The sequence below is a fragment of the Flavobacterium sp. T12S277 genome (assembly GCF_048514875.1).
GTDB lineage: Bacteria > Bacteroidota > Bacteroidia > Flavobacteriales > Flavobacteriaceae > Flavobacterium.
Genome location: NZ_JBLYEG010000009.1, coordinates 192,161 through 217,949, shown reverse-complemented (window position 1 = coordinate 217,949; position 25,789 = coordinate 192,161). Strand labels below are relative to the sequence as shown.

Sequence of the window (25,789 nt, the reverse complement as noted above, 5' to 3'; positions counted from 1 at the left end):
GAAAAAATATAGTTTTTAATCAAAACGGAGGTGGTCATTTTGCTCCGGAATTAGGTGGTCATTTTGAACTGGAATCAGGTGCTCACTTTAAAACGGAATGGGGTGATCAATATAACCGGAATTTGCAGATTATCCACTAAATGATATAATGCAAATTTTTCATGTCATAAAACGTTCGTTTTAACATAAATCACTAATAAATAGCTATTTAAGTCCGCATATTTAAAAATTAAAATAGTATTATCCCCGCCTTAATAGATATATTTTTATCTGTTAAGGCGTTTTTATATGGAATAAACTGCATTTTATAGATATTAAATTATCTCATCCCCTAACCGCAACACTAACCCCAAAGCTAACCGCAAATACAATAAAGTTAGCTTCTCAAAAGAATCAATATTTAAGGTTTTTGAGCATAAAAAAAGCCGTTTAAATAATATTTTAAACGGCTTTTAAAGAGTGCTTACTTCCTGTTTTTAAGGTGCTAACGGTAGTTTTAAGGGTATATTCATTTATATTTGTAATTGCCATCATTTAAAGTGTTTAATAGTAGCAATTAAAAGGTATATAATAAGTAGTTAATATACTTTTTGTTTTGAGTTGGTTCGACAGCCTTTTTAGGCTTAAGCACTGATTTTAAGGGGTTTTTCAGGGGTTTTTATGTTTAGTATATTTATACTTTTGGTTATACCCCCTATAAAAGCTTCGACTTCGCTCAGCCTGACACATAGTACCCCATAAAGAATTGACATTTGGAATTTGGAATTTGGAATTTGGAGTTTCAAAAAATTGGAATTTCCCCTCCCTCTTACTCCCTCACAATCTCGATTTTTCTTCTAATTTCATTACCAAATGCATCAACAACTGTAATGTAATGTGTTCCTGAAGTTGGAGTAACAGGCAGTTCATGAAACGTTTTTGTGGTTGCTTTATAAACGTCATCCACATACCAAAAGAGCTCTTTATCCCTCTCCGAATAGGCTACTTTCAGGATTACCGGCTGGACTTCGCTATTAAAATTCTTCGTTAAATAAATTTTGCCGTTGGTCTTCGGATAAATAAAATCCATTGTTGTGGTTTGTGTACCCTGACAGCCCTCTTTAAACGGAGGCAGTGGCAGGTATTCGATGTGCTGGCTCTTGTAATACCAGGCCATAACCGGAGGCAAAACAAACCAATTTTTAGTCACTATATTATCAATGTTTTCACAGCTGCTATTCACCTGAAATTGTTCTGCACGATCCAAATGAACAGTTTTATGGTACGGACAAACGGCTGTCGATTTTCCTTTTTTGGGAACCCATTGTTTTATTTTCGGACAACCGTCTTTGGCTAAGTAACCGCTTAAACGACACACCTCAACCTCTTCTAAATCCTTATAAGGCGTTTGAAACCATTTTTGTCTTGGCAATAAATTAAAAACATCAAATAAAATTGGTGCTGCACTTGTGACTCCCGTTAAAGTAGGTCGGCCCTCGCCTGTTGCATTTCCAACCCAGATTCCTACCACATATTTTGAATTTGTACCAATTGCCCAGGCATCGCGATTACCAAAACTGGTCCCGGTTTTCCAGGCAATTTTAAGAGAGCTGTCGTAAAACTTCCAGGCTTCATCTCCTTCCGGTCTATTGACCTCTTCCATGGCATTGTAAGTCGCCCAAATTGATCCGGCGCCCAAGATGTTCTTCTGATCACTTTCTGAGCCAAAATGGGGCTCAAAATCGTTCTTGTAATTTAACTCTGTAAATTCATTCGTTCGGTATTCTGCCTGATTCTTAACATAATAATTTAAAGTAGAAGACAGATTTGCATAGGTTCGGCATAAATCCCACAAATTACTTTCGGCTCCTCCCAAAATAAGCGATAAGCCATAATGATCCGGTGTTTTATTAATGTCGCGCAATTTAAACTTTTGCAGTTCTTCATAAAATTTATTAACTCCAAACTCCTGCAGCATTAAAACCGACGGAATGTTGAGTGAGCGCGATAAAGCCCGATGTGCGGGCACTGCTCCATCAAAGGTCAGATTGAAATTTTGCGGTGTGTAACCTGCAATCTGCGTTGGTACGTCGGCAATCAAAGTGTTGGGCAGTAATTCGCCATCGTCCAGCATTCCGGCATATAAAAGGGGTTTCAGGATACTTCCTGTACTTCTTGGTGCGTCGATAATATCCACATCTTTTTGGTGGTCTTTATCCGTTGGAGCATTACCAACGTAGCTGATCACATTTCTATTGGAAACATCAATTACCAGAATCGCCAGATTGTGCACCTCATTCTGCTTGTATTGATTGTAATAGTATCTCGCAATTTGATTGACTCTGTTTTGCAAAGCATAATCAATTGTTGTTTTGACCCTGGTTCCTTCCTCGTTTTTAGCCACTCTTTGTAACAGATGCGGTGCTATTTGTGGCAAATCGTATGGTTTTTGCGGCAAAGGTTCTTCAACTGCAAGTTCATAGGTTTGTTTGTCAATTACACCTTCCTGATGCAATTTTAGCAAAAGTCGGTTTCGTTTGTTCAATAATTTTATTTGATTTTTACCCGGATAAATTAAACTCGGTGCATTGGGTAAAACTGCCAGTGTCGCATTTTCTGCCCACGACAATTGATTCGATTGTACACCAAAATAACGCCACGCGGCCATTTCGAGTCCAACAACATTTCCTCCAAACGGAGCATGAGCCGCATACAATTCGAGAATTTCATTCTTAGAATAACCCAATTCCAATCGGGTCGCGAGAATGATTTCGATCAGTTTTTCAAAATAAGTTCTTCCCTTTCCTTTTCGGGACAGTCGGATCACCTGCTGTGTCAGTGTACTTCCGCCACGAACTACTTTTCCTGCTTTTCGGTTTTGCTTGATCGCATTTACCATCGCAACCGGGTTAAAACCGGGATGTTTATAAAAGTACTCGTCTTCAAAATAAACGATGCATTTCTTGAATTTATCGGGTACGCTGTCCTGTGCCGGAAAACGCCATTGTCCGTCACGGGCGATTTTAGCGCCAAGCAGTTCTCCTTCTTTACTTTCAATAACCGTTGAGTACGGCTCTTTAAACAACGTTCGGGGTATAGAGAAATAATAAATCAGCAAGAGCACAAATGCAATTGCTGATTTTATTTTATTCTTTTTAATCCAGTTTATAATGCGTTGTGAAAACGCTATTAATCTATTTTTCAAAGTTTAGTAATGATTTTAGCCCACGGGTTTTACAGATTAAACAGGTTCGCACAGATCTTTTTTATTGGATTAGACTGAATTAAATTTAACCCGTGAACATCCGCTTAATCCGTAAAACCCGTGGGCCATTTTATTTTCTATTTCACAACCTCAACCCAGAATCCTTTTGTTCTGGCCAGGAATGTATTGTCGTACATGGCTTCGCATTGTAATCCCGGTAAATAATAATTCCCTAAATAGGACGCGTTTAACAATATTCGGAATACTTTGGTTTCTCTGGCTTTCATTCCAAAATAGAAATTGGTTCTGTCGTCGCGAATGTCAATATAGTCTGCGATATTATTGGTTGCATCACCGTAGTCGGTGAAACGGGTATTAACGATTTCAAATCCTGAAGGCAAAATTTGCGACAATGCCACATTCTGAACGCTTTCATTTCTTTGATTTCTTACCGTAACTTCTGCCACAAACTCGGTTCCCTGACTGATTTTCGAAACATTAATGACACTGCCTTTTCTATTTTTGAAAACAATATTGGCAGAAACATCACTCTGAATTGCATTTTCCTGTCCTATTGGTAATATTCCGGTATTTAAAACACGAACATAAACGGTGTTGTTTTTAAGATTCTTTAAAACCACACTATTCGCACCTGCCTGAACAACTAAACCTCTGTCAGCGATTGTTTTTTGCGTGTTTATGGTTTCGCCTTTTCCGTTTTTGCTGAACTGAAGGTTGATTCCTTTTGGCCCGTTACTCGCCGCAAATTTAGACATCGCATACAGGCAGTATGCTGTTGTTTGTGTGCTCATCCATTGGTTTGTCGACATTTCTTTTGCCAGTTTTGAAGCCATAGTGAATGCTTTTTGCGTTTGTCCTAAAAGAAGCATCGTTTCTAAAGCCATTGCTCTGTTTCTTTCGCTTGAACCATAGTAGTAATAATTATACTCATTGGATTCATTGTCGATACTGGTACGCAATAATAAATTTTGTCCGGCTGATTTTTGCCCGGCCAAAACATATGCGGCTGCCAGTCGAAGCTTACTTTCGTTTGAAATCCCTTTAGTTTCACGCAATCTGTTCATCGAAGACAAATCGGCATTGCCTGCCAGTGCCAATGTATACAATCTATAGGCCTGAGCAAGATCATTGCCATACTTCGCTTCAAAACGCCATTGTTTGGCTTCTTTTTGCTGGTATGAAATCCATTTTGATTTGAAGTTAATTGGTAAAACATACCCTTTTTTCTCTGCTTCAATCAGGAAATGTCCGGCATATGAAGATCCCCAATCATCGGCGGTTGTATTTCCCTGCCAATACGACAAGCCTCCGGACGGCAATTGAAAACTTCCTAATTTCGTAATTCCGGCAGTGATATTTTTCTGAATGATTCCTTTTCGGGTATTGTCCAAATCGACAATATCACTTAAAAACAACTGTGGAAAAACAGACGAAGTCGTTTGCTCTACACAGCCATGCGGATACTGGATAAGGTATTGCAGCCTTCCATTCAAATTGATGGTTGGCATTGACGAAACTTCCAATCTGGCTTTATTACTTCCTGAAACTCCAAAGGTTTTCCATGTAATTGTTTTGGTACTGTTTGGAGGTAAAACAACATCGGTATAGGTATTGGTAACCGGATTAGGATTGGTCATATCGATTTCTACATCATAAACTGATCGCTCTTTTCCGGAGGTCGCAATTACCTGAACTTTAGCAATTCCGGTAGCAGAACCTACTACCAGATTAAAATAGGCCATCTTTTCGTCAGGCTGTGTAAAATTCAGACTTTGGGCAGCACTTCCCATTACTTTTAATCCGTTGCTCGTTTTAAGCTGAAGGGTTACTCTTTTAATATTTTTTTCGGTCGCAAAAACAGTAACCGGAAGGGTCACTTTTTCTGAAGGCGATATTTTTCTTGGCAACGAAGCCAATACCATCAACGGACTTTTAACCGGAGTTGCTTTTTCTACACTTCCGTAAGCACTTGTATTGGCATCACCCGCCACAACCATGGTTCGAACAGAACCTATGTATTTTGGTAATTTTAACTGATGTGCTTTTGTCTGGCCTTTTTCTAATTTAAACGGTCCGTAATACAGCACTACAGGTTTGAATCGGTTGGCTTTTTTGGCTTTTCCACCACCTAAATCCTGATCTCCACCAATACTGAAGATTTGATTTATTTTTCCGCCATAGGCCCCGATTACGTCATCGTAAATATCCCAGGTTTTAACTCCTAAAGCTTCGCGAACATAAAAACTATCCCAGGCATTTGGTGTTTTAAAACGGGTTAAGTCCAGAAGTCCTTCATCTACAACTGCAATCGTATAGGTCATTTCTTTACCGGTTTTCTCTCCCACTTTTACCGTAAAAGTCTGCTCCGGTTTTAAAACATCCGGCATGGAAAGGGTTGGTGCTAAAATGGTGTTTTTATCTACTACTTCGATTGGAACGATTCCGTACATACGAATAGGCGAATCGTTTTTAGTCGAAGCATGCGGCTGTAAAAGTGTGATGTTAAAATATACGTTTGGCGCCATCGCTGCCGTAATTGGAACCTCCACTTTGGTTTCGCCCTGTTTTGTTTTGGCCCAGATGGTCTGCACCACTTTTGAGCCGTTTTCAATCGAAATCAAAGCACGGCCACCTTCACTTGACGGGAACGAAATTTGCGCTTTTTCGCCTACCGCATAATTTTTCTTATCGGTAGAAAACACTAACATATTGGCTGTAGACGCATCTCTGTTACGAGTTTTTCCGGACCATACTGGCCAGTCAATATTTACCGTTAAAGCAGTTGCATGTCCATCGGTATTATCCGCAACACGTATTAAATAGCGTCCCCATTCTTCATCGCTTAAAGAAAGATCAATACTTCCTTTCCCTCTTGAATCGGTATCGATCACAAGGGTTTTATAAGAGGTGGTCGCATTTGATGAATTATAATTCGAGAGATTATCGCTAGAAGCATCCCACCACCAGCGCCAGTCTACTTTAAACACTTTTACTTCCAGATTTCGAACTGATTTTGGTCTTCCGTTTTCATCCACGGTAACAATATCAAAACTGTTGTTCTTTCCGGTTTCCAGCATTCCGTATTTATTAGGTTCCGGTGCTTTTATCCCTACGTAGGTTTTGTAAGGCGAATAGGTGGTCGAAATAACATCGGTACTGAAATCGCCTCCTTCTTCATATACTTTTGTAATAAATGAAGCGCGAAGCATTCCCGGAGCCTGTCCTTGCAGTTTTGGCTGAATAGGAACTGAAACTCTTCCACTCTCGTTTAATTTTCCGGAGAAAACATTGATTTCTTCCGTGCTGAACTGGCGTACCAGATCGTCAAAATTAAATTTCTCATAGCCTTTAAAAGTAGTCGTTTGCTGCGAAAATTTCGCCTGCATTTCTACATTCAGATTTTTTGCAATGGCACCATGAAGCCAGGTCACTTCAAGATTGCTGTTGTTCGGATAAGAGGACGATAGCGTTTTTCTGGAGAACGTATTCTTGATTTTTAAACGATTCGGTTTGATCGTTTCTATTTTTATGCTTTTGTAAAACTTAGCACCTCCCACGCTTATCATTGCTTCCCAGTTTCCGGTTGGCGCATCGGCACTTGTCGGAATTATAAAACTATAATGATTCAGGTCATTTGTTTTCTGAATGGTCTGATAGGTCGTTTTACCATTCGGATCGTTAAGTCGCAATTTAATTGGATGTGATTTCGGAAGTTTATTTGACGCATCGTTTAAGATAAAGGACAAATACACATTATCTCCCGGACGCCAAACGCCACGCTCTCCATAAATAAACCCTTTTAAACCTTTTTGCAAAGTCTCTCCTGCAACATCAAAATTACTCACCGATAACGAATATCCGTCATCCAGTTTCACATAAGTCGATTGATCACCCAAAGTAACGATAGCGAAATAGGCAAATTTATTGAGCTGAAACGAAGCAATTCCTTCGCTGCTCGTAGCCGCAGTCGCAATTTTTTGCTGTTGAAAGGTGTACAAATCCACTCTTGCGTTCGAAACAGGTTCTGTGGTTACAATATTATTTACGGCAAATAAGTACGATTTATTTTCACCTCTTTTGGCTATAACTCCCAAATCTGTCGCTAAAATATTGGTCGCAATTCGGGCATTGTAATAGTAAGATCCTGAACAAGGGTCCTGACTTTCTCTCCAGTCGTAGTCGTCATAATAGTAATCATCGTACGAATTGCCACTGTAGTTTACATCATCTTCATCTACCTCTTCTTCCTCTTCACCTTCTGAATCTCCTTCAGACGTTTCACATTTGTACAGTGAATATTTCTTTTTGTAAACAAATTCTACGCGATAAATAGCTCCCGGTTCAGGCGTAATTATTTTAGACAAATCCAAAGCAAAGGTGTTCCATTTCGCCGGATTTATCAGTTTGCTTTCGATTAAATTCAGTGTGGTTTTCGCCACCGGCTGCGCCACTTTCTTAAGGTTCTGACTTCCGTTCAGCTCATTGTATTGCAGGAACTGAAGAATGTTATTTTTGTAAATTTTATACACTTTTACATCTACAGCACTTAGATTTACCGCTTCAAAATTCAGTTTCAAATTGTTTGAACTTGGTAGGATAGTTCCGTTTTTAACAAATCTAACGTTCGGTTTTATCTGGTCAAAATTGATTTTTTCGGTATAATTTGCGTCCATCTTTTTGCCGTACTGGCTCTCAATTCCCTGAAAAACTTCAAGCAGCAATTCCCCCGATAAAACTGGTTCCGGCTCTGGACTAGCTTCCTCTTCCTGAACTACCACCACAGCACTATCGGTCGCTACCGCTGCAGAATCGACCACAACAGCTGCAGAATCAACCGCTATAGCTGCGCTTTCTTCTACCGCTACCGGCACTGGCACTTCTTTTTTCTCCGGGGCTGTATTGCTAAAATATACTTTCAGCAGGTTTCCCTGAGTCGAAAACTTGAGATTGTTGGTATTCTGAATCGAAACCAATCCTTTAAAATCCTGGCCTTTTTCTAAGGGCTCCGAAAAATTAATTACAACGGATTGATTGCTTCCCTCGGGAATATCAACTTTTACAATTTTAAATTCTTTTAAACCCGTAACGGCATAATCCAATTGCCCTTTCTGGTCGATATCAAAATCACCGCCATCGTATGCGATTTCCAGATTCGAAGCTTCTAAATAGCGTTGAATACTGTCGATTTTAAAATTGAATTCTTTGGCTGAGCCTGATTTTTTCTCGAATTTAATTTTAAGATCACTACCATTCTGACGGGCCGTAATTAATTTTTTAGCCGTTTCGACATCCATATTGTCTGCCGTTTTTAAAACGCAGTTCAGATACTGGTAATCTTTGCTGTACGACTGAATATCCATCGTATTGATGGTAAAATCCTGTTTGATTGTTTTGACTGTGAAGTTGAATTTCGAAAGTGTCTCCTCCTTCTCTTTCGGAATGGTGATGAGCTTGTCTAAGTTTAAGGTCACCTGATATTCTGTTCCTGCTTCTAATTTTTTCTCCGGAATAAAAGCAATCGTATTGGTCGAAAGTGCCACTACTTTTCCGCGCACATTTGGCGAAATATCAAATAGATCGTCGTCTAATTCCTGATTGACTTTCCATTCTTTTTTATCAAAAGCCAAAACGACTCTAATGTCAGATTCCGACGAGACGATTCCTCCCGTAAAACTGACAATGTACTCTTTGAATAATGAAAAATCGGAATTGAAATCGGCAGCTGATTTTCTGCCGCAGGATTGAAAAATAAAAAACACAAAAAACGCGAGAAATAGTCCTTTTACTTTCACTTTAATTTAGAATTACAAGGTTTATGAATTTGGAATTGACAGCATGTTTTAGCTTTAACCGCTCTATGATTAACTAGTGGTTTGTCAATTATATTGCATAAATATAATGTATTTTTCTAAATCTTTTAAGAGGAAAATTCAGCAGAGTGAATTATTTAAATGCTCTTGAAAGCAAAAATGGTTTTTAGCGCTTTCAGTAGCTATTTTCTATTCTTTTCTTACCAAAAGAAAACCTTTCATCAAACAGCAGTTTTTTACAATTCTACCCCCAGCTTGGACAATACTTTATCCAAGGCTATAAAATGTTCTTTGGTGTTTGCGGCATAAAACAGTTGATTCGTATCCTGCAATACAATTACATCGTCATCGTAATTACCGTAGAAACTTATTCCTCCAAGCCATTGCTTAAAAGAGCATCCTTTATTTTTGAAGTTGGCACGAATAAAATTCAGTTCCTCCTGTTCTAATTCGTAAAATGTATTAGCAGGGAACTGTAGTGCAAAGCCCGCCTGAAGAAAAGCCATTGCAGTAAAAAAACCGCTTAAAGTTTCTGTTTCCAAATTCCAGTTTTTTTCGTCTTCGCTCATGTATACCGGCGGATCAGCTTTTGACAAATCCTCTTTACGGATTCCCCAAACACAAGCCTTTTGATTTTCAGAATAAAAGATCAAATAATCCTTGTGTGTATAATATTGAAAACGCTCCGGTACGATTAATAAATCCTGCGTATGGTTTAGGTCTTGAATTTTACCCAACTCGGTATAATAATCCACAAATACCTGAGGAAGTTCGCCAAAGATGTTTTTAACAACATTCATTTCACTAGCTGTAAAACCACTAGATTCCGTGAGGTGAAATAGTTTTTTTATTATTGAAAAATCAGTCATGATTTATAGTAATTATTTCCTTCTCTCCACAAAAAAACGTTTCATTAAATCGGCAGCTTCATTGGCCATGATTCCTGAAACTACAGTCGTTTTTGGGTGCAATTTGGTACCCATGGTCATAAAACCACGCTGCTCATCACGTGCGCCAAAAACAATTTTTGAAATCTGACTCCAATACAAAGCTCCCGCACACATCTGGCACGGTTCGAGGGTAACATATAAAGTGCAGTCTTTGAGATATTTTCCGCCCAAAAAGTTAGCCGCAGCGGTTATGGCCTGCATTTCGGCATGAGCCGTAACATCATTAAGCAATTCGGTTAAATTATGACTTCTTGCAATGATTTTATCGGCAACTACAATGATTGCTCCAACAGGAATTTCGCCTTTATCAAAAGCCATTTCAGCTTCCTGCAAAGCTTTTTTCATAAAATATTCGTCGGTGAAGGGATTTATCATAAGTGCAAAAATAGGTTTTTTTGAAATAATTTCCCCTGAGTTAAAATCAAGAAAGCGCTAATAAAAGTGAAGCTTTTACTTATTTTTTGATAACCAGGTTCAAATCATACGAACGATTTCGGCCTTCTCCTCTTGGCATCAAAATCTTTTTTTCTGTCAAATCCTGTAAATCTCTTGTTGCAGTTGCTCTTGAAGTTTTAGCAATTGAAATGTATTTTATTGCCGTCATCCCGCCCACAAAACCGGAAGTTCCTTTTTCGAACATTTTCAAAACAACTTTTGTCTGTCTCTCATTCATTCTATCCTTAAACTCGTCCATAAATTTGCTCTTACTTAATGTAAAAAGTATAATTTGTTTCGCATTTTTTTGAGCGTCTAAAATCAAATTAGAGAAATAAAAAATCCAATCTGTAATCTCCATAGTGCTTTGCGCTTCTTTTAAAGATTGGTAGTACTTTTTTTTATTTTTCTCAATCGCACTTGAAATACTCATTAAAATGGGTCGATTTAAAGATTCCGAAAGACATTTTTCAGCAATAGCCCTTCCAATTCTTCCATTTCCATCTTCAAACGGATGAATGCTTTCAAAATACAAATGTGCAATAGCTGTTTTAATTAATGCTTTTTTAAAATCCGTGGCTTTGACTTCAAAAGCATTGTACCATTGAATGAATTTTTTCATTTCATCCGGAACCTGTTTGGATGGAGGTGCTTCAAAATGAACCGTTTCTCTACCATAACTTCCGGAAATAATTTGCATAGGTTCTTCTCCGGATCTGTAATTTCCAGGACTAATATGTTTTGAATATTCCATCAAAATACCATGCCATTGCTTTATCGAAAATTCCGTTAGTTTATCTGAATAGGCATTCCTTATTGTGACCATCAGCTTTCCAATTGCCTGTGCATTTTTATTTCGAATAGGATCAAAAACACCAGCAATCCCTAAATTTTTCTTAATAGAAGACATTATATCTTCTCTGCTAAAAAATTCTCCTTCTATTTCAGAAGTTTTAATCGCTTCCGAAATCATAAATTGTAAAATAGTTTCCTGCTGAATTATCGTTGACAAGGAATCGACAAGTCCTTTTACCTCTCCTGTTTCAAATGCAAATTCAACACATAATGAATCTATTACAGTATCATCATATGCGAATTTTTCCCAGTCCGGTAACTGCCAATTGTAGCTCATGAGGCAATAAATAAAATTAATCGCCTCAAATATAGCGATTTTTTGAGGCAATTAACGCTTTTAATTGCCTCATTTCTATAAAAACCATCTATTTAAGGTTCGCGTTAAACATTCAAAAAACAATAATTAAATTTAAAACCGTAAATTTGCTTTTTACCTTACAATGAAAAGCAACTTACTCTCCAACATACACAATTCCGCCGATTTACGCTTGTTACCCGAAGCGCAACTTACTCAGGTCGCACAAGAATTACGCGATTTTATTATTGATGTTGTTTCGGTCAAAGAAGGGCATTTAGGATCCAGTCTGGGTGTAATCGAATTGACTATAGCGCTGCATTATGTGTTTAATACGCCTGACGATTTATTGGTGTGGGATGTTGGCCATCAGGCTTACGGTCATAAAATTTTGACGGAGAGAAGAGCCATTTTTCATACCAACAGGCAACTGGAAGGTATTTCCGGTTTTCCAAAAAGGAGCGAAAGCATTTACGATACTTTTGGTGTAGGACATTCCTCTACTTCTATCTCGGCGGCACTTGGAATGGCCATTGCCTCAAAACTAAAGGGTGATTTAGACAAACAGCATGTTGCGGTCATTGGCGATGCGTCGATTGCTTCGGGAATGGCTTTCGAAGGTTTAAATCATGCCGGAGTTACAGATGCTAACCTTCTGGTGATTTTAAATGATAACGCTATCGGAATCGATCCGAGTGTGGGTGCTTTGAAAAAGTATTTAACAGCCGTTAAAAACGGGAAAAACCCAAAGCAGAATAACATCATCAAATCGTTAAACTTTGATTATTCGGGTCCGATTGACGGTCATGATCTTCCGACATTAATCAAAGAACTCCATCGCTTAAAGAAAATAAAAGGCCCAAAGTTCCTTCACATTGTTACCACAAAAGGAAAAGGTTTACAGCAAGCCGAAGAAAATCAGGTAAAATATCATGCACCCGGAAAGTTTGATGCTTCGACTGGAGAGGTTTATTCAAAATCAGAAGAAAACTTAGCGCCCAAATATCAGGATGTTTTTGGTTTGACTGTTTTAGATTTAGCCAAAAAGAACGAAAAGATTATCGGAATCACTCCTGCAATGCCCTCCGGAAGTTCGCTTAAATTTATGATGGACGAGATTCCGGAACGTGCTTTTGATGTGGGAATAGCCGAACAGCATGCCGTAACACTTGCAGCCGGAATGGTTACACAGGGTATGATTGTGTATTGCAATATTTATTCGACTTTTTTACAGCGCGCTTACGATCAGGTCATTCACGATGTTGCACTGCAAAACTTGCCAGTTATTTTTTGCCTGGACCGAGCAGGCTTGGTAGGCGAAGATGGTGCGACACATCACGGTGTTTTTGACATTGCCTATTTACGAGCTATTCCGAACATTATTATTTATGCTCCGCTCAATGAAATTGCTCTACAAAATATTTTATATACCGCTCAGTTAGGATTAAATCACCCCATTGCCATTCGATATCCAAGAGGCCGTGGCGTTTTACCAAATTGGGAAGTAGAAAATTTCGGACATTACAAAAAAATTGAAATTGGCGCAGCGACCTGCTTAAAAACGGGAACAAAAACAGCCGTTTTATCCACCGGAACAATTGGAAATAATGTAACCGCAGCACTAAGCGAATGTGCCAATTCTGACACTATCGCCCACTACGACTTTCCTTTCATTAAACCACTAAACATCAACATTTTAAATGATATTTTTTCAAGCTTTGAGAGGATCATTACGATCGAAGATGGTGCTATAAATGGTGGTTTTGGAAGTGCCATTTTAGAGTTTGCAGCCTCAAACAATTTCAAAAATACTATCGAAGTTTTAGGTGTTCCCGACAAGTTTATCGAGCATGGAACGGTAAATCAGTTACAACAATTGTGTAAAATTGACGTTAAAAGTTTGGTAAATCTTTTTTCAAACGACACAAAATAATTATTTTGCGCTGTCAAAAAATAAAAATCACAATGAAATTATTGCGTTCTACCCTTTTGCTTCTGTTGCTTTTGTGTACTTCAAATAACTTTGCCCAAATCATCCAAACGACTTTAGACCCGGGTGAATTACCTGCTCCACCGTCAAACTGGACGAAAAAAAATCAACTGGGTTTTGACATTTCTGAGATTGCTTTCGTAAACTGGAGTGCAGGGGGAACAAGTTCGATTTCAGGACTTTTTAAAGGCGAATTTAACCGAACTTACGTTAGAGGAAACCACAAATGGGCGAATGAACTTATTATAAAATACGGTTTAAACCAGCAAGACGGTACCGAACTCCGAAAAACCGATGATGCGATTTTATTCAACTCGACTTACGGTTTTAGAAAAGATACCATCTCCAATTGGTATTACTCGGCAAAATTCAACTTCAATACGCAATTCACCGACGGATACAATTACCCGAATAAGGATGTTGCGATCTCCAGACCTTTCGCACCTGCTTATGTCTTTCTTGGAGCCGGAGCTGAAAACTCTAATAAAAAGAAAAACAGAACGCTTTACTTCTCTCCAATAACCTTAAAAACTACTTTGGTTCTGGATCAGGCCTTAGCCAATCAGGGAGCTTTTGGGGTTCGAAAAGCGACTTATATGGTAGACCCTATGGATCCAAATTCTAAAATTTTACTTGAAAACGGACAGAAGGTTAAAGCCGAATTTGGTATTCTGCTTACCGGATACATGAAAACCGAGATTTACAAAAATATCTTTTACGAAAACAGACTGAGTTTGTACACCGATTATCTGAACAAATTTGGAAATGTCGACATCGATTATGATACCCGCCTGGACCTTGTGGTAAATGCTTATGTAAAAGCCAATATTGGTGTACACCTGGTTTATGACGACGATATCAAAACCAAAATAGACGTTTGGGATCCTGCTACCGGAGCGACTTCGCAAGTTAACAACGGACCAAGAGCCCAGCTAAGACAAGTCTTAGGCGTGGGTCTGGTTTATGCTTTTCAATAGCGTATTACTTATTTTTTCTTCCGTTGATTGTTTCAAACAATTCAAGGGCATTCCCGTCAGTTAACAAAGAAACGTAGTGACAAATATGCAGCAAACGTTCGTATAAATTGGTTTTCTCTAAATGGTGTTTTTCAGGCAGCATTTTCAAAAGCAGTTTGTCATAGTTTGAAGCTGTTCCTTCGTATTTATTGTTAAAAGCAGTTATAAACTTGTCCAGTAAGGTCTGGATAATCTGATAGCCTACAATTTCTTTTTCAACCACTTCACGGCTTTGGTAGATTTTATCGACACTTAGCTTGATAATATCATCCATTTGTGCTTTGTATTTGCTTTTATCTGTTAAGGCAAAAGGAAATTTACCCTGTAGAATAGCCTCTTCATTTTCAACAAAAACATTCACAGCATCATTAATCAGGGTTCCGATAGCCAACGCACGTAAATAACTAATTCGGTCTTCTTTTGTTGTTAAAGTCTTGTATTTGGCTACTCCGATATTGTCTTTTACCAGTTTGATTAAGTATTCCAGCGCATAATCCTCCGAAACTAATCCCAGATTTATTCCATCTTCAAAATCGATAATGGTATAACAAATGTCGTCAGCCGCTTCGACCAAATAGGCCAAAGGATGTCTCTCAAAACCAATATCGTCTCCGGATTTGTTGACAATCATACCCATATCATTGGCCACCTCTTCAAAAAATGATTTGTCGGTTTGAAAGAAACCGTATTTTTTATCGGCGATATTCTGCGTTGGTTTTTTAGGTAAACTTTCTTTCGGATATTTCATAAAAGCGCCCAGCGTAGCATACGAAATACGAAGTCCGCCCTCGATTCCCGGGCGACTAGCCGTAAGAACCGAAAAACCGTTGGCATTACCTTCAAAATCAATTAAATCCTGCCATTGTTTTGCCGTCAACTGCTCTTTGTATTTCAATCCTTTTCCTATCGAAAAATATTCGCCAATTGCTTTTTCTCCCGAATGTCCAAAAGGGGGATTTCCAATATCATGCGCCAGAGAAGCTGCTGCCACAATGGCCCCAAAATCGTTCATATGGTAGCCGTGAACTTCTTTTAAATGAGGGTATTTTTCAATGATTTTTTTCCCAACCAAACGTCCAAGAGAGCGTCCTACCACCGAAACTTCCAAACTATGTGTTAATCTGGTGTGTACGAAATCTGTTTTTGAAAGCGGAATTACCTGAGTTTTATCCTGTAAAGAGCGAAAAGCTGCCGAAAAAATAATTCGGTCATAATCAACCTCAAACCCCAGTCGCGTATCGTCTTGTTCTACACGTAATCTTTTGCTAGTGTCGCCTTGGCGCTTGAGTGATAAAAGTTGTTCCCAGTTCATTTTCAATTTTAGATTTCAGATTGTTGATTTTAGACTTTTGGATCTAAACGCCAAAAATACGTTTTATTTTAGGATAATATTGAAGAAAAATAGGCCCCAGATTAAAAAGATTAACGCTGATTTGTCGGCCACGAATTCACGAATTAATCTAACCGCAATGATTTGCGATAATTTGTTCATTACAAAATCCTGATAACTGGCCATATCCTGAACCAGAATCTTGAGCATAAAATCGTAATCACCGGCAATATTATAACACTCTATAATTTCAGGAAGGGCTACGATATCTTTCACAAAATTACTTCCTACATTTTTAGCATGCTCTTTTAAACGCACATTGCAAAAAACAATCATCCCGCGATTCATTTTCTTCTTATCCAACAAGGCCACATATTTGGTGATATATCCGTCACGTTCCAGTCTTTTTATACGTTCATAAACGGGCGTTACAGTTAGAAATAATTTGCTGGCAAGATCTTTTGTATTGATATTGGAGTTTTCCTGAAGGTATTTCAGAATCAATAAATCGGTTTTGTCTAAGTTTTCCATAGTATTTTTTACGGCTAAAGTTCTTCTTACAAGATTTTATCAGTAATATAATCTTTTAAAATCAGCTTTTAAAATACATTTTACTGAAATACAGCTCAAATATAAGTTATAAAATCCAATACAATAAATTTGTACAGTAAAAAATACTGAATCAAAAATGAAAACAAATAATTTAGGATACCCAAGAATTGGTAGCAACAGAGAATTAAAAAAAGCCTGTGAATTGTACTGGGCAGGAAAAATATCGGCAGACGAGTTAATCGAAACCGGAAGAGACATTCGTCGTAAAAACTGGTATTTACAATCGGAAGCCGGAGTAGATTTGATTCCGTCTAATGACTTTTCGTTTTATGATCAGGTTCTGGATCTGACTTTAACGGTTGGTGCAATTCCGGAACGTTACCACGAACTGGCAAAAACAAACAGTTCTATCGACCTGTATTTTGCTATGGCAAGAGGAGCACAAAAAGACGGTCAGGATGTTGTGGCTATGGAAATGACAAAATGGTTCGATACCAACTACCATTATATTGTTCCTGAATTTACGAAGAATCAAAAATTCGAATTGTTTTCTGAAAAAATCATTACTGAATTCAAAGAAGCTAATACTTTAAAAATTGCTACTAAACCTGTTTTGATAGGACCTATCTCTTACTTGCTTTTGGGAAAAGAAAAAGAAGAGGGTTTTCACCGTATTGACCTGATTGACAAACTGCTTCCTGTGTATTTCGAAATTTTCAAAAAACTGCAAGAAGAAAATGTAGAATACATTCAACTTGATGAACCTTTCCTGGCGTTAAACTTAACCGATAAAGAAAGAAGCACCTTCACAAAAGTATACAACGAAATTCATCAAAATTTCCCTCAAATTAAAATAGTTCTGGCCAACTATTTTGATTGTTTTGGAGAAAACCTAAGCACCGCTTTGGCTTTGCCGGTGAATACCTTTCATTTAGATTTAGTGCGTTGTCCTTCTCAATTAGATGATATTTTAGAATCAGGTCAGCTGGCTCCCAACACCAGTCTTTCTTTAGGTGTAGTTGACGGAAGAAACATCTGGAAAAACGATTTCAGCAACTCTTTACAATTGATAAAAAAAGCCACGGATGCATTGGGAGAAAACCGAATTCTGATTGCGCCATCCTGCTCTTTAATTCACAGTCCCTGCGATTTAGACTTAGAAACAAATGATGCAACGCTGACTCCTGAAATCAAACAATGGCTTGCTTTTGCCAAACAAAAAATCAGCGAAATTGTGGTATTGAAGCAATTTGCTTCTAATGAAACTGACATTAAAAACTCGGCAGATTACGAACAAAATGTGATCGCCAACAACAATCGTAAAACCTCAACATTAATTCACAATAACGAAGTTAAAACGCGTGTTGCCGGAATTACAGCTTCAGATGACAAGCGTAAAAGCACTTTTGCAACCCGCAGAAAAAGTCAGATCGAAGCTTTAAACCTGCCTTTATTTCCAACCACAACGATTGGATCTTTTCCTCAAACCGCTGAAGTGAGAAGCTGGAGAGCGAAATTTAAAAAAGGAGAGTTAACGACCGAACAATACAATGACTTAATCGAAAAAGAGACCGAAGCTACGATTCGTTTTCAGGAAGAAACAGGAATTGACGTTCTGGTTCACGGGGAATTCGAACGCAATGATATGGTGGAATATTTTGGAGAACAATTGTCCGGTTTTACTTTTACCAAAAATGGCTGGGTACAAAGTTACGGAAGCCGCTGTGTGAAACCTCCGGTTATTTATGGCGATGTTTCAAGACCAAATCCTATGACGGTAAAATGGTCTAAATATGCACAATCCCTGACTCCGAAATGGGTTAAAGGAATGCTTACCGGGCCGGTTACTATTTTGCAATGGTCGTTTGTACGTAACGATCAGCCGCGTTCGGTAACCTGCACACAAATTGCTTTGGCGATCCGCGATGAAGTAGTGGATTTGGAAAAAGCCGGAATCAAAATTATTCAGATTGACGAGCCTGCCATTCGTGAAGGTCTGCCTTTGCGAAAAGAAGAATGGGCCAACTACCTGGATTGGGCCGTAAAAGCATTCCGTATTTCTGCAAGTGGTGTTAACGACGATACACAAATTCACACCCACATGTGCTATAGCGAATTCAATGACATTATCCAGAATATCGCCGATATGGATGCCGATGTGATTACGATCGAATGCTCGCGCTCTCAAATGGAACTTTTAGACGCTTTTGCCAACTTTAAATATCCTAACGAAATTGGTCCCGGAGTTTATGACATTCACTCCCCACGTGTGCCTTCAAGTACCGAAATGGTTCGCTTGTTAGAAAAAGCAGCTGCGGTTATTCCAACAGATCAATTGTGGGTAAACCCGGATTGCGGTTTAAAAACCCGTCATTGGGATGAAACCAAAAAGGCTTTAATCGAGATGGTTGCTGCAGCCCAGGAAATGAGAGCAGCAGTTGAAAGCACCGCTACTTTTTAATTTTATTTGAATATATTTTGTTTTTTTACTGCCAACCGGCGGAGTCGAAACTCTTGTAGTTATGATTTTTTTCGACTTCGCTAGGGTTGGCATTTTTTTTAGCAGCAGAAGATTTTTTTTTCAAAAGACCTTCAGTCCCGCTATCCGTTATATCTTTTATGGCGAACCCCGCCACAAAAGGATAGCACTTCTATCGGGGCTAAACGACAAATTTTACTTTTCATAAGATAGGCAATAAAAAAAAGCATCCGCTGCGGCGGATGCTTTTCAATTTTATATTAAATCTGCAATTAAAAGTTTTTAGAAATCCCGATGTTAACTGTTTTACCAAAATTAAAAGAGAACTTACTATAGTCATCATCAGCATAATTTAATGTTTCATAGCTTAAACCTCCAATACTAAAATTTAAACCAAACCCTTTCTTCATATTAACAAAAAGAGCCGGAGTCAGACCGGAATAAAAACCGTCTATTTTACGATTTGATACAAGTGATCCATTTACATAATTTTTGCCTTTTTGATTTTGAAAACCTGCTCCTAAATCAGCAAAAACCGAAAAAGTTTCACTCAACGGCACAGTATATCGTACAAATGCTCCCGTTTTAAAATTGTTAGCTTTACCTTCTCCCTCTCCAAACTCACTTTTTGAAGATTGTACCGAAAATTCTATTCCAGCAGTCCAGTTGTCATGAAATTGATATCCAACTTTTGGTAAAAAATCAAAACTATTGTTTTTCACAGGCGAAGTTTCCCTATCAATTTTTTCAGAAGTATAACCAATATTTCCACCAACTAAAATTGTCCCCTTTTGGGCATTTGCAAAGCCAAAAACTGACAATGCAAGAATAAGTAGCATTTTTTTCATGTGTGATATTTATTAATATTTTACATAAAAACAACAACAAGAATACCAACATTGGACACGATTACACTTATTAACAATCACTTAAAAAAGAAGACTGTTTTACAAATGAAAAATGAAGAAAACAAAAAGGAATTGTTACCATAAAAAAAAAGCACCCGCCGCGGCGGATGCTTTTCTGAAATTGAATATCATTTAAGACTAGAAGTTTTTAGAAACTCCGATGTTAAATGTTCTACCAAAATTAAAATTGAAGTTTTTAACTTCTGGTCCATTGTTATCATAGTTTAAAGTGTTGTACCCTAAACCACCAATGTTAAAGTTTAAACCAAAACCTTTTTTCATGTCGATAAAAAGAGCTGGTGTTACACCAATGTACATACCATCTGCTTTTGCAGTTGAAGTAATTGGTCCAGTGTACGTTTTATCTTTTGCACTTTGAAAACCAGTTCCTAATTCAGCGAAGAAAGAGAAAGTTGGATTCAAAGGAATAGTGTAACGTAAAAATGCACCTAATTTAGTAGTGTTGTTTTTAATTTCGTTTACTCCACGATCTTCTTTACTTGAACCAAAAGAAGCCTCACCCCCTACAGTCCAGTTGTCGTGAAATTGGTAACCTACTTTTGGAGAAAAATCAAATTCATTCGTTTTAACCTCATTGTTTCCTAAAGTTCTGGTTTGAGAAGTGTAACCAATACCACCACCAACTAAGATTGTTCCTTTTTGTGCGTTTGCAAAGCTAACCATAGCTAATGCAAGAACCACCAACATTTTTTTCATTATAAATTATTTTAAATTTGATTTCCTTTTAACAAGAACGATGCCGCAACGACTGGCTTTTATATTTTTTTTATGATTTCTTTAAAAGATAAAAATGTAGTAATCGAGCGTATTTCTGTTTACTTTTGTAGCAAATAAAAAGTCATGTCGATAGCAGTAAACAACATATCAAAAAGTTACGGAACTCAAAAAGCGCTAAACGAAATTTCATTCTCTATTGAAAAAGGAGAAATCGTCGGATTTCTTGGTCCAAACGGAGCAGGAAAATCTACATTAATGAAAATTTTGACCACCTATTTGTTGTCAGATAACGGCTCAGCCCTTGTAAACGGTCATGATGTCATGACGAACGCGAAAGCAGTTCAACGTTCTATTGGCTATTTACCCGAGCACAATCCGTTGTATTTGGATTTGTATGTTCGTGAGTATTTGGCTTTTAATGCCGATGTTTATCAGGTTCCAAAATCAAGAATCGAAGAAGTCATTCAACTGACAGGACTGTCAGGTGAAAGCCATAAAAAAATAGGACAATTGTCTAAAGGATACCGCCAGCGTGTGGGACTTGCCAATGCTTTACTGCACGATCCCGAGGTTCTGATTCTGGACGAACCTACTACCGGACTGGATCCCAATCAGTTGATGGAAATTCGAAACGTAATCAAAAATGTAGGGAAAAATAAAACCGTTTTTCTGTCTACACATATTATGCAGGAAGTAGAAGCCATTTGCGATCGTGTCATTATTATTGACAGAGGGCAAATTGTGGCCGACAAAAAATTAGACCACCTGGTTTCTGAAGATAAAGCACAAGTAATTGAGGTTGAATTTGATTATCAAATCGAAGAACAGCTTTTGGCAAAACTGGAAAATATTACGGCTTATAAAAACACGCATGATATGACCTGGGAGCTTACTTTTGTGGCGGACAAAGATATGCGTCCGGCTATTTTTGACTTTGCCAATGCAAATGGATTAAAGACACTACAGCTGAATCAGAAAAATAAAAACCTCGAAGCCGTCTTTAGGGAAATCACAAAATAACCCCCCGGGACTCCGCTTCTTTTCAAAGATAAAACCAATTTATGCTGCTTCAGGATAAATTGGTTTTCTTTTTTTTACTCCGCCTCTCTTCCGAGCTTTTTCCAAAATCCATGAAGCCTTGTTTTTACTGGTTTTAGCATCGATTTCACCTCCTTATTTTCAATTTTTCAGTTTTTCATAAAAATAAAAACCCCTAAAAATCAAGGAGTTAAAATATTTGTCGCAAATTTTAACTATATTTATTTAGACTTATTATAAATAGTGTTATATTTGACAACTGAAACTTCAAATAACATTCCATGTTTTCCATACTCCTCCCTATAAAAACGACCGTTTTCAAGTTATCAAACCGTTTGTCACTTCTTCAAGATATGCTTTCTGACAAACTCGAACAGCTCGTTCTACAGTAGAACACGACTGCCAGAGAATATCAACTTTCTGCTTATACGCCAGATAAACAAATTACTTTAAATCCCCTATCGCATAAAATATTACAAACATCATGAAGCATATTATAACATCTATTGTACTCGCATTTTCAGTCTACGGATACTCGCAGACAGAAAAAGGAAGAGACAGCATCGTCGAAACCTCGATCAATGCACTAGATGAAATTGTAATCACAAAAAAGAAAGTTTTATATACTCAAAAATCAGATCGATTGGTTTTTAATGTCGAAAACAGCATTGTTTCTGAAGGAGGTACTGCTTTAGACGTTTTATCACGCGCTCCGGGCGTTGTAGTGTCTCAGGACGGAGAGTTATCGATTCGCGGACAACAGGGTGTCGGGGTAATGATTAATGGTAAATTAACGCAGCTTTCGCAAAAAGAACTAGCCAATTACCTAAAGTCAACCACCTCATCCAATATCAAACAAATTGAAGTGATTACCAATCCTTCTTCAAAATACGACGCTACCGGAAAAGCCGGAATTATTAATATTGTTCTAAAAAAACCCAATGCAGGCGGACTTAAAGGAACGGTGTTTACCAATTATGGAAGAGGCCGTAAAAACCGAACAAATTCAGGCGTAAACCTGAGTTACAACAAAGATAAGTTTGGCGTTTACGGAAATTACAGTTACACTTTCAGAGGAGAAGAAGAACGCAAAGAATTCGATCAGATTCAATATACGGACAATACCCGTCAAACCCTTTCGACAAAAAACCATCAGACTTCGATTACTGACGAACCGCTGACTTCTAATAATTTTAAAATTGGAACCACTTATGAGGTTTCTCCCAAAACCAATTTAGAAGTATATGTGGATGCAAAACTGGGCCGTTACGAAAACATTGCCAATGGTAAAAACATCTTGCTGAATGCCTTAGATCAGGTGCAGTTTGATGCCTTTACCTACAATGACAGCAAAGAAAAATGGAACGATTATACCTATGGTTTCTCCGGCGTTCACAAGTTTAATACCGAAGGAAAAAACATGTCTTTTGATTTGGAATATGAAACATCAAAGTTCAGATCAAATCAGTTTCAGAGTGCCAAAAACACCAATCCTACAGCTGTAGCTGTTAACGACCGCAGAGGTTTTATTCCGTCGCAGTTGCGTGTTTTTACAGGAAAAATTGATTTCGTCAATCCGTTAAAAGAAAAACAATCTATCGAATGGGGAGTTAAAGCTAGTGTGAAAAACAACGACAATCCATCGGTTTATGAATATTACGATAACAATCAATGGATCGTTGATGCTAATTCAACCAATCATTTTGAATACAAAGAGCAAATTTATGCCGCTTACGCCAATTATAAATACCAGCTCGAGAATTTCAATATTCAGGGAGGTTTAAGAACCGAATATACGGCCATAAATATTTTACAGAAGACCTTAAATGAAGAGCACAAAGACGATTATTTAAAATGGTTTCCGAGTGTTTCTTTGAAATATGAGTTAAGCAGCGATCATTCTTTGCACGCCTCCTATAGTAAAAGAATCAACAGACCAAGTCAGTTTGATTTAAATCCGTTCCGTTTTTATGATGATTCATTCAACTATTCACAGGGAAATCCGAATCTGGTTCCTGAGATTACACATTCAACAGAAATTGGATATGCCTGGAAAAGTGCTTTTATGGCTTCGTTGTATTTCAGCAAAACCAAAGATGTTTTTACAGAGGTTTACGATTACAATCCTGCCAATAACACCACGGTGACTTCTCAAATTAATGTGGCGAAATCATACAATTATGGGGCAAACATTACCAATACAGCCGAAATTTACAAATGGTGGTCGGTGAATACCCTTTTCAATATTTTCGAAAACAGGTTTATGGGGAATGTAGTGAATACGGATAAAATTGACCCGATTGTTACTTTGAATCTAAGTGTTCAAAATTCCTTTACGATCACCGAAAGCTGGAAAGCCGAAGCCAATGCACAGTACCAGTCAAAATCTAATCTTGGGATTTATGAAAGAGATGCTTTTTTTGATTTTAGTATTGGTATTTCAAAACAGGTGCTGGCTAAAAAAGGAAATATCAAACTTAATATTACAGACATTTTTAATACTAATAATTTTCACATCAATTCGGTTATAGCGCAAACGAGCATCAATAAAAGATATGATCTTGACAATCGTATTGCCACTATAGCCTTTACATACAGAATTTAATATTTTGGATCTTTAGTTTCCTTGTTTTTGTTTTTTTTTTGAATGAAAGAGCCTGTTTGTAGTTAGCAGGCTCTTTTTGTTTGTGGGGTTAACCGTAAAGTATAGTGTTTTTTGCTCGCTAAGACGCAGAGACGCAAAGTTTAATTTTCTGGCGCTTAACATCTTGTTGGGATTATTTATCCAGAGCACACTACCACAAATAAAAACCTTGAAAATGATATTGAGACCTTTGTCAGACTGAGCGAAGTCGAAGTCCCCCCAAAGTAATTCGACATACATAATTTCTACTCCTATTCGTCTAACAATCGCATAAGCCTGCCTGCTTTTCATTCCTTACCAAGCAAAAAAAAGTCTTTTGAGGAATCTTACTTCACACAAAAGACTTTAAGGAAACTAACTAACACTAAACAACTAAAATCAGATGAATTTACCCTTTTGATTTTAGTTTTTTCTTTCTTCCCCACCAGATATAAAATCCGGTAAGGGGTAAACTGGCACAGATTAAACTGGCGGTGAAATAAATGATCTTGGTCGACAATCCTCCTATTGCACCAATATGGAGACTATAATTCGATCGCATCAACCAATCCGAAAAACGTTCGTTACCAATATATTTTTCTGATTTCGGAAGTAATTCAAGCGTTTTGGAGTCAAAATACAGATCTCTCCAAATGCCTTTGTGCATATCCGTACAAGCATAAAAATCTTCTTTAGGATCATCGGGAAAATGAATGATGACCGCTTCTTTATTTTCCTGGGCAATTTCTGTCCGAACCTTTTTCCAGATAAAATCGGCAGCGGCCAGCTTATCCAGTTGGGGCTTAGACAGAGGCTTTGCGGCCGAAACCGTTTGTTCTTTTACTTCTTCCCATCCACCACTAATCCAGTACGTACTTTCTCTTAACCAATGAAAACTCATTAACAATCCGGTAAACGAAATTAATAGCGCCAGTATAAGTACATAAAACCCCATTACATTGTGCAAATCATAGTTGAGACGTTTGAATTTAGCATCCCACTTTACTTTAAAACTACTGTTAATGGTTGTTTTGTTCCATTTTTTCGGAAACCATAATATAAGTCCGCTGATCAGCAAAAAGAAAAAAATAAAGGTTGCCCAGGCTGTGATCTGCGCCCCAATATCCCGTTCCAACCAAAGATTTCGATGTCCTTCGTCGATAATATGAAAGAAATCTTCATGATCTACCATTCCGGTAATTTTAGCCGTATAGGGATTTACATAAATCAACGAATCCGATTCGATATCGACTTTAACTGATTTGTCTAAACCATTATACCAGACCCCATGAATTTCTTTGTTGGGCAGTACTTTTTGCACAGCGGCATAAATTTGAGAAGGAGGCAGCAATCGCTCCGGACTTTGAGCCTCGACATTAAGCCAGGGCGAGGTAAGCTGTTTGATTTCATGCTCAAAAACCAATATGCAGCCGGTAATTGCCATGATAAATACAATTATTCCCGAAGCAAGTCCCAGCCATAAATGCAGCCAGGCGTTGATTTTACTAAAACGTGATTTTCCTTTATTGGGCGGCTTGCCGGTACGGCTTTTAAAAATATTCATT

General features: G+C 37.9%; 15 protein-coding genes. 5 read left to right on the top strand and 10 right to left on the bottom strand.

The window, feature by feature from the left end; genetic code table 11:
* Positions 1-808: 808 nt before the first annotated feature.
* The 5 genes from pbpC to ACN1CN_RS14535 all read right to left on the bottom strand — a co-directional run bounded on the left by pbpC (position 809) and on the right by ACN1CN_RS14535 (position 11,532).
* Positions 809-3,184, bottom strand: a complete 2,376-nt coding sequence (gene pbpC / locus ACN1CN_RS14555; protein ID WP_419136169.1) for a penicillin-binding protein 1C — start codon at positions 3,182-3,184, stop codon at positions 809-811.
* A gap of 137 nt (positions 3,185-3,321) precedes the next feature.
* Positions 3,322-8,997, bottom strand: coding sequence for an alpha-2-macroglobulin family protein (locus ACN1CN_RS14550; RefSeq protein ID WP_419136168.1), 5,676 nt, complete (start codon positions 8,995-8,997; stop codon positions 3,322-3,324).
* Positions 8,998-9,251: 254 nt separating this feature from the next.
* Positions 9,252-9,884, bottom strand: coding sequence for a hypothetical protein (locus ACN1CN_RS14545; RefSeq protein ID WP_419136167.1), 633 nt, complete (start codon positions 9,882-9,884; stop codon positions 9,252-9,254).
* A gap of 12 nt (positions 9,885-9,896) precedes the next feature.
* Positions 9,897-10,340: a nucleoside deaminase gene (locus ACN1CN_RS14540; RefSeq protein ID WP_173964272.1), complete on the bottom strand. Its 444-nt coding sequence runs from the start codon at positions 10,338-10,340 to the stop codon at positions 9,897-9,899.
* A gap of 79 nt (positions 10,341-10,419) precedes the next feature.
* Positions 10,420-11,532 carry a Fic family protein gene (locus ACN1CN_RS14535; RefSeq protein WP_419136166.1) on the bottom strand — a complete coding sequence of 371 codons (1,113 nt, stop codon included), beginning with the start codon at positions 11,530-11,532 and terminating at the stop codon, positions 10,420-10,422.
* A 163-nt stretch (positions 11,533-11,695) separates the two neighbouring features.
* Here ACN1CN_RS14535 and ACN1CN_RS14530 point away from each other — a divergent pair, with 163 nt between their 5' ends.
* Positions 11,696-13,483, top strand: coding sequence for a 1-deoxy-D-xylulose-5-phosphate synthase (locus tag ACN1CN_RS14530; protein ID WP_419136165.1), 1,788 nt, complete (start codon positions 11,696-11,698; stop codon positions 13,481-13,483).
* 32 nt (positions 13,484-13,515) lie between these two features.
* Entirely contained in the window at positions 13,516-14,517 is a 1,002-nt protein-coding gene (locus ACN1CN_RS14525; protein WP_419136164.1) for a DUF3078 domain-containing protein, read from the top strand.
* 4 nt (positions 14,518-14,521) lie between these two features.
* Here the strand turns inward: ACN1CN_RS14525 and ACN1CN_RS14520 are convergent, their stop codons facing one another.
* Both ACN1CN_RS14520 and ACN1CN_RS14515 read right to left on the bottom strand, forming a co-directional pair.
* A complete protein-coding gene (locus tag ACN1CN_RS14520; protein WP_264526219.1) occupies positions 14,522-15,868 on the bottom strand; it encodes a deoxyguanosinetriphosphate triphosphohydrolase in 1,347 nt (448 codons plus the stop codon).
* Between the two features lie 63 nt (positions 15,869-15,931).
* The gene (locus ACN1CN_RS14515) at positions 15,932-16,417 is read right to left on the bottom strand and encodes an Lrp/AsnC family transcriptional regulator (protein WP_419136163.1); all 486 of its coding nucleotides are present in this window, start codon (positions 16,415-16,417) and stop codon (positions 15,932-15,934) included.
* A 157-nt stretch (positions 16,418-16,574) separates the two neighbouring features.
* Between ACN1CN_RS14515 and metE the strand changes: the two genes are divergently transcribed.
* A complete protein-coding gene (gene metE, locus ACN1CN_RS14510) occupies positions 16,575-18,899 on the top strand; it encodes a 5-methyltetrahydropteroyltriglutamate--homocysteine S-methyltransferase (protein ID WP_419136162.1) in 2,325 nt (774 codons plus the stop codon).
* Positions 18,900-19,189: 290 nt separating this feature from the next.
* On the opposite strand, the gene ACN1CN_RS14505 is transcribed toward metE, so the two are convergent.
* On the bottom strand, positions 19,190-19,765 hold the full coding sequence (locus ACN1CN_RS14505) for an outer membrane beta-barrel protein (protein WP_419136161.1): 576 nt from the start codon (positions 19,763-19,765) through the stop codon (positions 19,190-19,192).
* Between the two features lie 198 nt (positions 19,766-19,963).
* Positions 19,964-20,542, bottom strand: a complete 579-nt coding sequence (locus ACN1CN_RS14500) for a porin family protein (RefSeq protein WP_264526216.1) — start codon at positions 20,540-20,542, stop codon at positions 19,964-19,966.
* Between the two features lie 144 nt (positions 20,543-20,686).
* On the opposite strand from ACN1CN_RS14500, the gene gldA reads away from it, so the two are divergent.
* Positions 20,687-21,583, top strand: coding sequence for a gliding motility-associated ABC transporter ATP-binding subunit GldA (gene gldA, locus ACN1CN_RS14495; protein WP_419136160.1), 897 nt, complete (start codon positions 20,687-20,689; stop codon positions 21,581-21,583).
* Positions 21,584-22,085: 502 nt separating this feature from the next.
* On the top strand, positions 22,086-24,206 hold the full coding sequence (locus tag ACN1CN_RS14490; RefSeq protein ID WP_419136159.1) for a TonB-dependent receptor domain-containing protein: 2,121 nt from the start codon (positions 22,086-22,088) through the stop codon (positions 24,204-24,206).
* A 427-nt stretch (positions 24,207-24,633) separates the two neighbouring features.
* On the opposite strand, the gene ACN1CN_RS14485 is transcribed toward ACN1CN_RS14490, so the two are convergent.
* Entirely contained in the window at positions 24,634-25,788 is a 1,155-nt protein-coding gene (locus ACN1CN_RS14485) for a PepSY-associated TM helix domain-containing protein (protein WP_419136158.1), read from the bottom strand.
* Position 25,789: the final 1 nt, after the last annotated feature.

Bases quoted from the DNA above. Each gene is read 5' to 3' on its own strand.
- ACN1CN_RS14490 (WP_419136159.1), top strand. From the start codon at position 22,086: ATGAAGCATATTATAACATCTATTGTACTCGCATTTTCAGTCTACGGA.
- ACN1CN_RS14535 (WP_419136166.1), bottom strand. From the start codon at position 11,532: ATGAGCTACAATTGGCAGTTACCGGACTGGGAAAAATTCGCATATGAT.
- ACN1CN_RS14520 (WP_264526219.1), bottom strand. From the start codon at position 15,868: ATGAACTGGGAACAACTTTTATCACTCAAGCGCCAAGGCGACACTAGC.
- ACN1CN_RS14500 (WP_264526216.1), bottom strand. From the start codon at position 20,542: ATGAAAAAAATGTTGGTGGTTCTTGCATTAGCTATGGTTAGCTTTGCA.
- ACN1CN_RS14530 (WP_419136165.1), top strand. From the start codon at position 11,696: ATGAAAAGCAACTTACTCTCCAACATACACAATTCCGCCGATTTACGC.
- ACN1CN_RS14525 (WP_419136164.1), top strand. From the start codon at position 13,516: ATGAAATTATTGCGTTCTACCCTTTTGCTTCTGTTGCTTTTGTGTACT.
- ACN1CN_RS14515 (WP_419136163.1), bottom strand. From the start codon at position 16,417: ATGGAAAACTTAGACAAAACCGATTTATTGATTCTGAAATACCTTCAG.
- ACN1CN_RS14540 (WP_173964272.1), bottom strand. From the start codon at position 10,340: ATGATAAATCCCTTCACCGACGAATATTTTATGAAAAAAGCTTTGCAG.
- ACN1CN_RS14505 (WP_419136161.1), bottom strand. From the start codon at position 19,765: ATGAAAAAAATGCTACTTATTCTTGCATTGTCAGTTTTTGGCTTTGCA.
- metE (WP_419136162.1), top strand. From the start codon at position 16,575: ATGAAAACAAATAATTTAGGATACCCAAGAATTGGTAGCAACAGAGAA.
- ACN1CN_RS14485 (WP_419136158.1), bottom strand. From the start codon at position 25,788: ATGAATATTTTTAAAAGCCGTACCGGCAAGCCGCCCAATAAAGGAAAA.
- ACN1CN_RS14545 (WP_419136167.1), bottom strand. From the start codon at position 9,884: ATGACTGATTTTTCAATAATAAAAAAACTATTTCACCTCACGGAATCT.
- gldA (WP_419136160.1), top strand. From the start codon at position 20,687: ATGTCGATAGCAGTAAACAACATATCAAAAAGTTACGGAACTCAAAAA.